Source organism: Curtobacterium sp. NPDC089991, assembly GCF_044748425.1.
GTDB lineage: Bacteria > Actinomycetota > Actinomycetes > Actinomycetales > Microbacteriaceae > Curtobacterium.
On the sequence record NZ_JBIVGB010000002.1, the window covers coordinates 670,570 to 682,513 of the forward strand.

Annotated in this window: 14 protein-coding genes; 10 read left to right on the forward strand and 4 right to left on the reverse strand. The window is 72.6% G+C overall.

Going from position 1 to position 11,944, the window contains the following annotated elements:
* The first annotated feature begins 124 nt into the window (after positions 1-124).
* On the forward strand, positions 125-1,132 hold the full coding sequence (locus tag ACIPV1_RS08360) for a LacI family DNA-binding transcriptional regulator (RefSeq protein ID WP_123938407.1): 1,008 nt from the start codon (positions 125-127) through the stop codon (positions 1,130-1,132).
* A gap of 33 nt (positions 1,133-1,165) precedes the next feature.
* The gene (locus ACIPV1_RS08365) at positions 1,166-1,552 is read left to right on the forward strand and encodes a VOC family protein (protein WP_260154922.1); all 387 of its coding nucleotides are present in this window, start codon (positions 1,166-1,168) and stop codon (positions 1,550-1,552) included.
* Positions 1,553-1,699: 147 nt separating this feature from the next.
* Here ACIPV1_RS08365 and ACIPV1_RS08370 read toward each other — a convergent pair whose 3' ends face one another.
* The gene (locus ACIPV1_RS08370) at positions 1,700-2,446 is read right to left on the reverse strand and encodes an esterase/lipase family protein (RefSeq protein WP_402726136.1); all 747 of its coding nucleotides are present in this window, start codon (positions 2,444-2,446) and stop codon (positions 1,700-1,702) included.
* A gap of 83 nt (positions 2,447-2,529) precedes the next feature.
* On the opposite strand from ACIPV1_RS08370, the gene ACIPV1_RS08375 reads away from it, so the two are divergent.
* From ACIPV1_RS08375 to ACIPV1_RS08385, 3 genes are all read left to right on the forward strand, one after another.
* Complete coding sequence (locus ACIPV1_RS08375) at positions 2,530-3,024, forward strand: hypothetical protein (protein WP_402726137.1); 495 nt, start codon at positions 2,530-2,532, stop codon at positions 3,022-3,024.
* A gap of 19 nt (positions 3,025-3,043) precedes the next feature.
* Positions 3,044-3,592 (forward strand): dihydrofolate reductase family protein, encoded by a 549-nt coding sequence (locus ACIPV1_RS08380; RefSeq protein ID WP_402726138.1) that lies wholly within the window; start codon positions 3,044-3,046, stop codon positions 3,590-3,592.
* A gap of 67 nt (positions 3,593-3,659) precedes the next feature.
* On the forward strand, positions 3,660-4,994 hold the full coding sequence (locus tag ACIPV1_RS08385) for an NAD(P)/FAD-dependent oxidoreductase (RefSeq protein ID WP_235036016.1): 1,335 nt from the start codon (positions 3,660-3,662) through the stop codon (positions 4,992-4,994).
* Positions 4,995-5,260: 266 nt separating this feature from the next.
* Here the strand turns inward: ACIPV1_RS08385 and ACIPV1_RS08390 are convergent, their stop codons facing one another.
* Positions 5,261-6,166, reverse strand: a complete 906-nt coding sequence (locus ACIPV1_RS08390; protein ID WP_402726139.1) for an SDR family oxidoreductase — start codon at positions 6,164-6,166, stop codon at positions 5,261-5,263.
* A gap of 109 nt (positions 6,167-6,275) precedes the next feature.
* Between ACIPV1_RS08390 and ACIPV1_RS08395 the strand changes: the two genes are divergently transcribed.
* Complete coding sequence (locus tag ACIPV1_RS08395) at positions 6,276-6,848, forward strand: TetR/AcrR family transcriptional regulator (protein WP_402726140.1); 573 nt, start codon at positions 6,276-6,278, stop codon at positions 6,846-6,848.
* A gap of 35 nt (positions 6,849-6,883) precedes the next feature.
* Positions 6,884-8,065 (forward strand): FAD-dependent oxidoreductase, encoded by a 1,182-nt coding sequence (locus tag ACIPV1_RS08400; RefSeq protein WP_402726141.1) that lies wholly within the window; start codon positions 6,884-6,886, stop codon positions 8,063-8,065.
* Between the two features lie 30 nt (positions 8,066-8,095).
* On the opposite strand, the gene ACIPV1_RS08405 is transcribed toward ACIPV1_RS08400, so the two are convergent.
* Complete coding sequence (locus ACIPV1_RS08405; RefSeq protein ID WP_243692415.1) at positions 8,096-8,965, reverse strand: UbiA family prenyltransferase; 870 nt, start codon at positions 8,963-8,965, stop codon at positions 8,096-8,098.
* Positions 8,962-9,885, reverse strand: coding sequence for a DMT family transporter (locus ACIPV1_RS08410; protein ID WP_111084731.1), 924 nt, complete (start codon positions 9,883-9,885; stop codon positions 8,962-8,964). Before ACIPV1_RS08410 ends, ACIPV1_RS08405 begins: the two co-directional genes overlap by 4 nt.
* A 71-nt stretch (positions 9,886-9,956) precedes the next feature.
* Here ACIPV1_RS08410 and ACIPV1_RS08415 point away from each other — a divergent pair, with 71 nt between their 5' ends.
* The 3 genes from ACIPV1_RS08415 to ACIPV1_RS08425 all read left to right on the forward strand — a co-directional run bounded on the left by ACIPV1_RS08415 (position 9,957) and on the right by ACIPV1_RS08425 (position 11,909).
* Positions 9,957-10,805: a LysR family transcriptional regulator gene (locus ACIPV1_RS08415; RefSeq protein ID WP_402726142.1), complete on the forward strand. Its 849-nt coding sequence runs from the start codon at positions 9,957-9,959 to the stop codon at positions 10,803-10,805.
* 74 nt (positions 10,806-10,879) lie between these two features.
* Positions 10,880-11,314 (forward strand): excisionase family DNA-binding protein, encoded by a 435-nt coding sequence (locus tag ACIPV1_RS08420; RefSeq protein WP_243650073.1) that lies wholly within the window; start codon positions 10,880-10,882, stop codon positions 11,312-11,314.
* 28 nt (positions 11,315-11,342) lie between these two features.
* Positions 11,343-11,909 (forward strand): putative toxin-antitoxin system toxin component, PIN family, encoded by a 567-nt coding sequence (locus ACIPV1_RS08425; RefSeq protein ID WP_132099842.1) that lies wholly within the window; start codon positions 11,343-11,345, stop codon positions 11,907-11,909.
* Positions 11,910-11,944 lie beyond the last annotated feature (35 nt).

The window sequence follows — 11,944 nt, forward strand, 5'->3', positions numbered from 1 at the left end:
GTGCGGAGTTACAACGTGGCAATCCGTTGCCAAACGTTTCCATCGTTGTAACGCTCCAGTGAGCGCACACCCGCAGCCCCGCACGACGACTCCACCGGAGACCGGCCGCGCTACGCTCGTCCCGATGCGCGCAACCGTGCGGGACGTGGCCACCCTCGCCGGGGTGTCGCCGAAGACCGTCTCCAACGTCATCAACGGCGGCGTGGTGGTGCGCCCGGAGACCCGCGAGCGCGTCGAACGGGCCGTCGCCGAACTCGACTACGTGCCGAACCTGTCCGCCCGCGGGCTGCGGAACGGCCGCTCCGGTGCGATCGCCCTGACCCTGCCCGAGATGGGCAGCGCCTACTCCGCCGAACTCGCGCAGTGGTTCGTCGAACTCGCCCGCGAGCGCGGATGGGTCGTCCAGCTCGACCAGACCGGCAACGACCCGGCCCGCGAGCGCGAACTCGTCTCACGAGCCCGCGCCCACCTCGTCGACGGCCTCGTGCTCAACCCGGTGTCGCTCAGCGCGAGCGTCCTGGCCTCGACCGAGGGGCTGCCGCCGACCGTCGTGATCGGCGAGGTCGAACCCGAGCACGTCGACCAGGTGCACGTCGACAGCCGGGCCGCCGCCGAGCAGGTCACCGCCTACCTGGTGTCCCGGGGCCACCGCCGGATCGCGGTCGCCGGTGCCGCCCGGGCGTCCGAGCCCACCGCCACCAGTGAGCTGCGGGAGCGCGGGTACCTCGCCGCACTCGCCACCGCCGGGATCGAACCGGACCCCGCACTGCGGGTGCCGCTGCCGTCCTGGACGACGAGTTCGGCAGCGACGGCGTTCGCGGCCTGGCTCGACGAGCACCCCCTGCCCGACGCCGTGTTCGCCTTCACGGACTCGATCGCCTTCGGCGTGCTGCACGTCCTGGCCGCCCGAGGTGTCCGCGTCCCCGAGGACGTCAGCGTCATCGGGTTCGACGACATCGACGGTGCGGCGTACGCGATCCCCGCACTCAGCACGGTGTCGTTCGACCGGCGGGCGTTCGCGACGGCAGCACTCGACCTGCTGACCCGACGGATCGAGGACCGGAGCCTGCCGCCCGAGACCGTGGTGGTGCCGCACCGCATCGTCGAGCGCGCGAGCGTCGCCGACCGCTGATCGGTGGTCGCTGATCGGCGTACGCTCCGCCGCATGACCAGCGAAGACGCCTCGATGCCGACGCTCGCCGCGACCGTCCTGCAGTCCCCGGAGCCGATCGCCCTCGCCCGGTTCTACGGCGCCCTGACCGGGTGGACCGTGTACGAGGACGACCCGACCTGGGCCCGCATCCGCCCCGCCGAGGGCCCGGGTCTGTCCGTGCAGTACGAGCCCGAGTACGTCGCGCCGACCTGGCCCGGCACCGCCGATGCCCCCGGCATGCAGCTGCACCTCGACTTCCAGGTGGAGGACCTGCCGGCAGCCGTCGCCCGCGCCGAGGAGCTCGGTGCCACAGAGGCCGCGTTCCAACCGCAGGACGACGTCCGGGTGCTGCTCGACCCCGACGGGCACCCGTTCTGCCTGTTCCTGCCCGGGGCCTGAGGCAGGCTGGCCGCGCCCCGAGGTTCCACAACATGCCGGATGAGATCCGTCGAGGTTCCGAACTACGGCAATCCGAGCGCCGACATGCCGAGATTTCGGAACCTCGGGGACGAGGACGGGGAGAGACGGGACGAGGACGGGCGCGCCTCAGGCCGGGTCGGCGGCCGCCAGCACCGCGGCGCGCGTGCGGGCGTCACCGAGGATCCGGAAGTGCCCGCCCACCGGCAGCCGCACGTTCGTCGCCCCGGACAGTTCACTGCCCTCGGGGATGAGCGTGTCGAACACCCCGTAGACCGAGGTGATGCGGGCGTTCGCGTCGAGCTCCCGCGCCAGTCCGGCCAGCACGGGGTCGGCCGCCCGGAACACTCGCAGGTGCCGTACCGGAGCCAGTCGCGCGTAGCCCGACCCGGCGAACGGCGTCGACACGGCGACCATGCGGTCGATGCGGCCGTGATCGTCGAGCTGGGTCATCGCGTACTTCCCGATGAGCCCGCCCTTGCTGTGCGCGAGCACGAGCACGTTCCGCAGGTCGTGCTCCTCGAGGTACGCGAACACGTCGCGCGCCGAGTCCGGCACCGGCCGCAGGTTGTGCCGCAGCACCGGCAGCACGTGCACCGGGTGCCCGCGGTCGTGCAGGGCGTCCATGAGCGGCCGCATGAAGTGCCAGGTCTCGTAGACGCCGGGGATCACCACGACAGGCTGGCCGTCGCCGGTCCGGTAGTCGTCAGCGGTGGTGGGCCCGAGGCTCCGCACCTGCCACGAGATCGCGTACCACCAGTCGAGTGCGGCCCACCTCGCGCGTCGCACCAGCGGGATGCCGGGAGGCACGGGTCGACCCGTGCGCGTCGGCTCCGTGCGGAACGTGGTCGGGTCCGTCTCCAGCTCATCGCGCACGCCCCGAGGGTACGCGGCGGTTCGCAGCACTGCGTCAGGCTCGTCATCGGCTGCACATAGGGGCGCGGTGTGCACTGCCTTCCATGAGCGACACCACTCCCACGAACGGCCACGAGCCGGGCGACGCCGCCCGCACTCCCTCGGCAGCGGCACCGGCCGGCTGGGGTTCGGCCCCGACCCCGACCTCCACGGCGACCCTCGACGCACCCGCACCGAACCAGTACGCCCAGCAGCCCTACCGCCCCGACGCCGGATCCTGGAACGCGGGCGACCCGAACGGCGCCACCCCGTGGTACGGCGCCTCGGCCCCGACGAGCCGGAAGAGCGCACCGAAGCCGCCGTGGTTCTGGCCCGTCCTGGCTGCGATCGTCGGGCTGGCGGCGCTGCTCGTCGGCGGTGGCATCGGCTTCGCCATCGGGCATGCGATCGGTGGGGACCAGTCCCAGTCGACGACGCAGGTGCCCGGCACGAACGGCGGCACGAACCAGTTCCCGGGCAACGGCACCGGGCAGCTCCCCGGGTACGGATCCGGCAGCGGCACGGACGGCAGCAGCAGCGACAGCGGCACCGGCAGCTGATCCGCAGTACGCTCCGGCCATGCGCAAGGTCACCGCAGGGCTGTTCACGTCGGTCGACGGCGTCGTGCAGGACCCGTACGAGTTCCAGTACGACAGCTTCGACGACGAGCTCGGGGCCGGGATGGGCGCGTTCATGGCCCGCACCGACACCGTCCTGCTCGGCAGGAACAGCTACCTCGAGTGGTCCGAGTGGTGGCCGGCGCACCCCGACGACGGCTTCGGGCAGTGGATCAACCCGATCGAGAAGTACGTGGCCTCCACGACGCTCGGCGACGACCTGACGTGGCAGAACACCATCAGGATCCCGGGCGACCTCGACACCTTCGTCCGCGAGCTCAAGGAACGCGACGGCGCCGGCATCGCGGTGTGCGGCAGCGTGAGCGTCGTCCGGCACCTGCTGTTCGCTGGGCTCCTGGACGAGCTCCAGCTGATGGTGCACCCGGCGATCGCCGGCTCCGGCCGGAAGCTCTTCGAGCCGACCGACCCGGCCACGCGCCTGCGGCTGGTCGACAGCACCGTGACGAGCAAGGGGAACGTCGTGAGCACCTACGCACGGCTCGACGCCTGACGGAGCCGAGCCGGGCCTCCCGGTCGGCAGTGGACGGGAGCGGTCCACAGCGCGCGTACCCTCGTGGGTGACCACCTCACGAACCGAAGAAAGCCGGATCAGCATGCCCCAGGACACCCGCCCGCACGTCGTCATCGTCGGCGGTGGATTCGCCGGTGTCGCTGCCATGCGCGAGCTGGCGGACGCTCCCGTCCGGGTGACGCTCGTCGACCGGCACGTCTACAACATGTTCCAGCCCCTCATGTACCAGGTGGCGACGGGCGGACTGAACGCCGGCGACGTGACGTACTTCCTGCGCAGCCTGCGCGCCAAGCAGGACAACGCCGAGTTCCGGCACGGCCTGCTCACCGGCATCCGGACCGACGAACGCATCGCCGAGATGTCCGACGGCGAGCACCTGCACTACGACTACCTGGTGCTCGCGAACGGCGTGAACACGAGCTACTTCGGCACCCCGGGCGCCTACGAGTACGCGTACTCGATGTACTCCCGCTCGCAGGCCCTGCGCATCCGCGACGAGCTGTTCACCCGCTTGGAGGAAGCCGCCGCGAACCAGGGCCCCGACGAGATCAAGATCGTCATCGTGGGCGGCGGCGCGACCGGCGTCGAGATGGCCGGCGCGCTCGCGGAGCTCCGCGACCAGGCACTCGAGGGGGCGTACCCCGAGCTGGACAAGGGTGCCATCACGATCACCCTCGTGCACCGCAGTGGCGAACTGCTCAAGCCGTTCGCCCCGCGCCTGCGCCGGTACGCGGCCAAGGTCCTGCGGAAGCGCGGCGTCGTCCTCCGGCTGAACACCGGCGTCTCCGAGGTCAAGACCGACGGCGTGATGACGGCCGACGGCGAGTTCATCCCCGCCTCGCAGGTCATCTGGGCCACCGGCGTCGCCGCCCACAAGGAGGTCTCGGGCTGGGGCCTGCCGCAGACCAGCGGCGGACGCATCCAGGTCGGCGACGACCTGCGCGTCAACGGCGCCGAGCGGATCTTCTCGGCCGGGGACATCGCGGCGCAGTCCGATGCCCTCGCGCAGCTGGCCCAGCCGGCGCTGCAGGGTGGACGGCACGTCGCGAAGCAGATCAAGCGTCTGCTCGAGGGCAAGCCCACCGAGCACTTCAAGTACTTCGACAAGGGCACGATGGCGACCATCGGCACGAACGCCGCGGTCGCGCAGCTGCGGGGTGGCATCACGCTCGTCGGGCCCGTCGCGTGGCTGGCGTGGGTGGCGGTGCACATTGCGTCGCTGCTCGGCAACGGCAACCGGCTGTCGACGCTGTCGCACTTCTTCGTCCGCTACCTGTGGTTCATGCGGAAGCGTGCCATCCCGATCGTCGGCGACGTCCGGCCCGTGCGCCCGAACGGCGACCGCGAGCCGGAGCCGTGGCAGATGCAGAAGTCCGAGTAGTCGGCGCCGACGCGCTCGCGCGTCGCGCGTCGCTTCGCGGTTCGCTTCGTGAGTAGAAATGGTCGGGTCCGGTGACTGAACCCGGCCATTTCTGCTCACCATGCGCCGTGGTTCGGACCGGCGACGGCCGGGAGGCGCGGGGCGGGGCCGCCACGGGCCTCCCGTCCGTTGCTGGGGCGCGTGGGGCTGGCGCCGACGCGGAACGACGATGTCGACGTCGTGCGACATCGAACTCGTCGTTCCGAGTCGGGCCCGAGCCGCGCCGCCTACGCGACCCGCACGCCGGAGTAGGCGCCGGCGGCGATGTCCTCGAGCAGCCCCGGGCCGGTCGGCTCCCACCCGAGGAGCTCGCGGGTGGCGTCGGACGTGGCGGACATCTCCATGCCGAAGAACCGGCCGATGAACCCGAAGTGCGCGTCCGCGTCCGCCGGGTCGATCGAGGTCACCGGCAGCCCGAGGACCTCGCCGATGGCCTCGGCGATCGCCCGGGTCGGGATCGCGGTCTCGGCGACGGCGTGCAGCCGCGTGCCGGCGGGGGCCTGCTCCAGACCGAGGCGGACGAGCCGGGCGGCGTCGGTGACGTGCACGGCGGACCAGCTGTTCGTGCCGTCGCCGACGTAGCCGGAGACGCCGCGCTGCCGGGCGGCGCCGACGATCGCGGCGATGAAGCCGTGGTCACCGGTGCCGTGCGTGGTGGGGCTGAACCGGGCAGCGATCGTGCGTACCCCCTGGCCGACGAAGTCGAAGCCGCGGTTCTCGCTGCCGCCGCGCATGCTGTCCGGGCCGACGAACGGGTTGGCGTCCGCTTCGGTCGAGGGGCGGCCCTGGGCGAGCCCGGCGACGCCCGATGCGAGGACGAACGGGCGGTCGGTGCCGACGAGCGCTGCACCGATGGTCTCGACGGCGGCCCGCTCGCTGGCATTGGTGGCGGCGGCGTTCGCCCAGTCGTGCTTGTTGGCGAGGTGCAGCACGCCCTCGGCCTCGGAAGCGCCCCGGCGGATGACGTCGAGGTCGTCGAGGTCACCGCGAAGGACGGCGACGCCCTTCGCCTCGAGCGCGGTGGCCGACGCGTCGGAACGCGCGAGCCCGGTGACGGTGTGTCCGGCGGCGAGCAGGTCGTCGACGGTGTGGGAGCCGATCCAGCCGGAGGCCCCGGTGACGAACACGTGCATGAGTGGTCCTTTCGCAGGTGCCCACGGCGGTGATGTCATGAACTGACATCACCGTAGCACTCGATGTCAGCCGCTGTCATCAAGGTGTCCTGTTCAGTAGACTCTCCGCATGGCCCGATGGCAACCCGGAACGCGTGAACGACTGCAGGCGGTCGCGCTGCAGCTCTTCGCGTCCGAGGGCTACGACGGCACCACGGTCGCGCGGATCGCCGCCGAGGCCCAGGTCACCGAGCGCACCTTCTTCCGGCACTTCGCCGACAAGCGCGAGGTCCTGTTCGCCGGCCAGGACGACTTCCTCGCGATGTTCGTCGACCCGATCACGGCCGCCCCGGCCGACGCGGCGCCCTTCGACCTGGTCGGCCGCGCCCTCGACGCCGCCGCCGGGTTCTTCCCCGAGGACCGCCGGTCGTGGTCGCGGGCCCGGCAGACGATCATCGACGCGAACGCAGCGCTCGGCGAACGGGAGCTCGGCAAGCTCGCCACCCTGAAGGCACGCCTGGGCGAGGTCATGCGCGAGCGCGGCGTCCCCGAACCGGCGGCGACGATGGCCGCCGAGACCGCGGTGACGGTGTTCCACCTGTCCTTCGCCCAGTGGATCGCCCCGGGTGAGGACCGCCCCTTCGCTGCGATCGTGCACGAACGACTCGACGCCCTGGCGACGCTGGTGCACCCCGCTCGCTGAGTGCCCCGGAGCACGCCCGACCGTAGGCTCGGCCCGTGACCACGGAGCGCACCGACGTCCTCGTCGTCGGCGGTGGTCCCGTCGGCCTCTTCCTCGCCGCGCTGCTGGCTGCGCAGGGCATCGCCGTGCAGGTGTGGGAGCGTCGCCCCGGTCCACCCGAGGGGTCACGCGCCATCGGCATCCACCCGCCGTCCCTCGACGCCTTCGCCGCGATCGGGCTCGACGTCCCGGTGCTCGCCGAGGCCACTCTCGTGCGCACCGGCGTCGCGCGGAGCCGCGGGCGGACGCTCGGCACGCTGACCTTCGACCGCGCCTCGGACACCCACCCGTACGTCGCGACGCTCGACCAGCACCGCACCGAGTCCCTGCTGCGGGATCGGCTGGCCACTGCCGATGGGGCAGCGCTGCGCACCGGGACGACGGTGACCGTCCTGTCCCGGCACTGTGACCACGTCGACGCGGTCGGCTCCGGCCCAGACGGCGCACCGGTCACCGTCCGGGCGGCGTTCGTCGTCGGGGCCGACGGCGCACGGAGCATCGTCCGTGACCTGCTCGGCATCGGCACCACCGGACGCGACTACCCCGACCGCTACGTGATGGGCGACTTCGCCGACCCCGAAGGCGCCGACGCCCGGACCGCGGCCCTGGTGGACGTCGGCCCCGGAGGCGTCGTCGAGTCCTTCCCCCTGCCGCACAGTCGGCGCCGGTACGTCGCCCTGGTGCCGGACTCGCTGGCGTTCGCCCCGAGCGGCGCGACCCCCGACCCGGAGACGGCCGCACGATTGGCCGCGATCGTCGCCGCACGCACCGGCGTCGTCCCGGATCCGTCGTCCTGCACGATGCTCAGCGGCTTCCGGGTGCGGCGCCGAGCGGCCGACCGCGTCGGCGTCGGCCGGGTCGTGCTCGTCGGCGACGCCGCCCACGAGATCAGCCCGATCGGCGGGCAGGGCATGAACCTCGGCTGGCTCGACGCGGCCGAGCTCGCGCCGTTGCTCGCCGGTGCGGTCCGGACCGGCGTGGCCGGACCGTGGCCCGGCTACGCCGCCCGCCGCCAGGCAGCCGCCCGCCGTGCGGCCCGGCAGGCCGAGGCGAACATGGGGCTCGGTCGTCCGCTCGGTGCCGCCTCCACCATCGGACGGGAGGCGCTGCTCCGGACGGTCCTGTCGCTGCCGACCGCGCACGGCCTGGCTCGGCTCTACGCCATGCGCTGGGCCTGACGGCTCGCGTCGGCGCGCGGCCGGCTCGCGTCAGGCGACGAGTCGCGCCCCGGCGACACCGAGCTCGACGACGAGCACCAGGGACGACGCGATGACGAGCCGGAACAGGGTCCGCGACGCCCGTCCCGCCAGCACCAGCCGGACCCCCACCACGGCGAGCGCCAGCACGACGACCGCTCCGACCACGGCCAGTACGACCCCGCCGCCGCGGACCGGGTCGTCACCGAGCACCTGTCCGCCGAGCACCAGGCCGGCCGCGACGACGAGCGACCCGAACGCGACGATCCCGGCTCCCCGGAGCCCGAGGCGGTGCGGGAACCCGCGGACCCCGGTGGCGGCGTCGTCGACCAGGTCGGGCAGGACGTTCGTGCAGTGGATCGCGACGCCGAACACCGCGCCGGTGGCGATCGCCCACCACGCCGGCCACAGCTGCTCGGGACCGGCGGACACCGCGACCACGGGCAGCAGCCCGAACGCGACGACGAACGGCACGACCGACCACACGGTGCGCTTGAGCCCGGCGTCGTAGGCCCACCCCGCGGCGACGAGCACCAGGTGCGCGACGGCGGCGACGGGCCCGAGGAACAGCGAGAGGACCACGGCGACCCCGGCGGTCACGAACGCCGCCGTGCGGACCGTCTCGACCGCGATGAGCCCGCGGGCGACGGGCTTGTCGCTCCGGCCGACGGCACGGTCGCGGTCGGCGTCGATCCAGTCGTTCGCCAGGCCGATCGACAGCTGGCCGGCGACCACCGTCAGCGCGACCAGGACCACGAGCCACACCGGGTGTCCGACCGCCGCGGCGATGACGGCGGCGAGCACCGTGACCGTGACGGTCGGGCCGGGGTGGGACGAGGCGAACAGCAGTCGCACCACGTGGGGGTCCTGGCCGGAAGTCACCCGGCCAGCGTACGGGCGGGGCGTGCCGGGCGACGCAGACTCCGACGGCCGAGCACCCCCGAGGCCAGCGCGATGCCGAGCAGCACGACCAGTCCGCCCACCGGCTCGTTCCACCGCACGCGCTCACCGAGCACGAGCACGCCGAGCGCCACGCCGACCACCGGCGTCAGGTAGGTGACCGTCGACGCCCGACCGGCGCCCCACGCCTGGACCAGGCGCGTGTTCCACGCGTAGGCCAGCCCCGTGCCGACGCAACCGAGCGCGACCATCGCGGCCACGATCCTCCCGTCCAGCTGTACCGGGCCGGTGGCGATGGCGGGCGCGACCAGCAGGAGCATGCCCGACGCCAGCGTGAGCTGCACCGTCGCGATCGTGACCGGGTCGTACGCGCTGCCCACCGCCACGCGGCGCAGGTAAGCGAGGCCGATGCCGTAGGACGCGGTCATGCCGAGCAACGCCACCTGCCCCGGGACGCTCGCCAGGACGGCCGGGTCGCCGAGCAGGTCCCACGGACCGACGAGCACCAGCACGCCGACGATGCCGACCACGATCCCGGCCACCTGCCGGCCCCGCAGCCGTTCGGAGGGCACGAGCACCGCGAGCGCCGCCAGCGTCATGATCGGGGTCGTCGCGTTGTAGATGCTCGCGAGCCCGGACGGCACGGTCTGCTCGGCCCACGCCATCAACGACGACGGCAGGGCGTTCAGGAAGAACGCGACGACCGCCAGGTGCGCCCACACGCGGGGCTCCCGCGGCCAGCGCCGACGGGTCGCGAGCAACAGCACGACGAGCGTCACGCCGCCCAGGACGGTCCGCACGGTGGCGACCTGCTGCGGTGCGAGTCCGTCGAGGCCGATCTTCGCGAAGAGGAAGCTCGAGCCCCAGGTGAGGGCGACGAGACCGTAGAGGAGGGCGTTCATGTGGCCTAGTGTCGAACCACCAACGCCCATGCGGCAAACGCATGGGGTTCATGCCGACATGAGGAGCACGCATGACCGTCTCGGTCCCCCAGCTCCGTGCGTTCGTCGCCACGCTCGACGCCGGGTCGTTCACGTCCGCGGCATCCGTGCTCGGCGTCGGCCAGTCGGCCGTCTCGCACGCCGTCGCCGGGCTCGAGCGCGAGGTCGGCGGGCCGGTCGTCCGGCGCGGTGCGGTCGCCGTCCCGACACCCCTGGGCGACCGCCTGCTCGCCCACGCCCGCAGCGTGCTCGCCTCGGTCGACGCCCTGGAGGCAGTGGTCCGGCCCGCCACAGCGCGCGGCACCGTGCGACTCGCGGCCGTCCCCACCGTCTGCCAGGGCCTGCTACCGCGGCTCCGCGAGCTGTGGGCGGTGACGTTGCCCGACGTCGACGTGCAGGTCTACGAGGGCGACGACGACGAGATGCCCGATTGGCTCGAGAGCGGCACCGTGGACGCAGCCGTGCTCGTCGACCCCGCGCCGGTGCCGGCCGGGGGCGTCGTCGTCGCCCGGGACGAGATGGCCGCCGTCGTCCGGCGCGACCACCCGCTCGCCGAGCTGCCCGCGCTCACGCTCGACGACCTGCACGAGGACGGCCTGGTCGCGGGCGGCGGCGGGTGCGAGTACCAGATCCAGAAGCTGCACGAGCTCGACGGACGCCCCTTCCGGTACGCCCACCGCGTGCGGGAGATGAGCACCATGTTCGGGATGATCGAACGGGGCGAGGGCGTCTCGATCGTGCCGACGCTCGGCCGGGTGATGCTGCCGCCGGACCTCGTGATGGTGCCGATGGCCCGGCGACTCGAGCGGACCCTGGTGCTGAGCGGCCCGTCGTCGCGCGAGTGGCACCCGCTGGCGAGGGCGCTGGTCGACGCGGTCTGACAGGTTGCACTTGCAAGTGCAACCCCGGTACCGTTGAGCCAGTTGCCCACCAACGGACGCGAGACGGAGACCCGATGCGCCAGACGACGACACGACGACCCCTCCGCGTCGACGAGGTCGCTCGCGCCGAGGCCGTCGACCTCGTCGAGCGCGCCGGCGATCGACAGGTCGCGACCGTCGAGCTCCACCTCGACGACGGCACGGAACTCGTGCTCCCGGAGCGACTCGGGGGCTTCGTCGCGAACCTCGTCCGCAGCATGGCCGACGGGGCTGGCATCTCGACGAGCATCCTCCCCGACGAGATGACGACGACCGTCGCCGCCGACGTCATCGGGATCTCCCGGCCCACCTTGATGAAGGCCATCGGCCGAGGTGAGATCGCTGCACACACCGTCGGGACCCACCACCGGCTCCGGCGCGCGGACGTCCTCGCAGCCCGAGACACACGACGGGTCGCCCGCGCAGCGGCAGCTCGCGAACTGCTCGAGTCCGGTGAGGCCTTCGACTGACACCCGGTCGCACTAGGCTTGATATGTGATGCTTCAGCGGGTCTTCGTCGATGCGAACGTCTTCTGCAGCCGGACGTTGCGAGACTGGACGTGCCTGCTCCGACTGCACACGGACGGCATGTTCCAGCTCCACACGACCGAGGACGTGCTGGCCGAGACCACGCACACCCTCCGCCGACTGCACCCCGACAGGCCCGGGTCGGCCGTCTCCCGGCTGCGAGCAGCGATCCTCGACTCGATCGACGAGCTCGTCGACGACTTCGACGCCACGGTCGAGTACCACGGAACCGATCCCGACGACCGGCACGTGCACGCCGCCGCGATCGCCTGCGGGGCGCACGTCCTCCTCACGCAGGACCGTGGTCTCCGCGCGACGGATGCAGCGATGTACGAGGTGTACCGCTGTGACGAGTTCTTCAGCCTGGTCGACGACTCGGCGCCGTGGATCGTGCGCGACGTCGTGCGCGAGCAGGCGCGGTACTGGTCCAGCCGTCCCCGCGGCGCACGGAAGAGCCTGCCCGGGGCGCTCCGTGACGCCGATTGTCCGACGTTCGCCGGGCGGGTGGAACGACATCTGCGGTTCCTCGCCGGATGACCGTGCGCTGAACGGACGACGGGGACCCCTCGGCA

What these genes read in the sequence shown, in the direction of transcription:
- ACIPV1_RS08365 (WP_260154922.1), top strand. Translation starts at nt 1,166, where the DNA reads ATGACCAGCGAAGACGCCTCGATGCCGACGCTCGCCGCGACCGTCCTG.
- ACIPV1_RS08380 (WP_402726138.1), top strand. Translation starts at nt 3,044, where the DNA reads ATGCGCAAGGTCACCGCAGGGCTGTTCACGTCGGTCGACGGCGTCGTG.
- ACIPV1_RS08390 (WP_402726139.1), bottom strand. Translation starts at nt 6,166, where the DNA reads ATGCACGTGTTCGTCACCGGGGCCTCCGGCTGGATCGGCTCCCACACC.
- ACIPV1_RS08425 (WP_132099842.1), top strand. Translation starts at nt 11,343, where the DNA reads ATGCTTCAGCGGGTCTTCGTCGATGCGAACGTCTTCTGCAGCCGGACG.
- ACIPV1_RS08410 (WP_111084731.1), bottom strand. Translation starts at nt 9,885, where the DNA reads ATGAACGCCCTCCTCTACGGTCTCGTCGCCCTCACCTGGGGCTCGAGC.
- ACIPV1_RS08360 (WP_123938407.1), top strand. Translation starts at nt 125, where the DNA reads ATGCGCGCAACCGTGCGGGACGTGGCCACCCTCGCCGGGGTGTCGCCG.
- ACIPV1_RS08375 (WP_402726137.1), top strand. Translation starts at nt 2,530, where the DNA reads ATGAGCGACACCACTCCCACGAACGGCCACGAGCCGGGCGACGCCGCC.
- ACIPV1_RS08395 (WP_402726140.1), top strand. Translation starts at nt 6,276, where the DNA reads ATGGCCCGATGGCAACCCGGAACGCGTGAACGACTGCAGGCGGTCGCG.
- ACIPV1_RS08420 (WP_243650073.1), top strand. Translation starts at nt 10,880, where the DNA reads ATGCGCCAGACGACGACACGACGACCCCTCCGCGTCGACGAGGTCGCT.
- ACIPV1_RS08415 (WP_402726142.1), top strand. Translation starts at nt 9,957, where the DNA reads ATGACCGTCTCGGTCCCCCAGCTCCGTGCGTTCGTCGCCACGCTCGAC.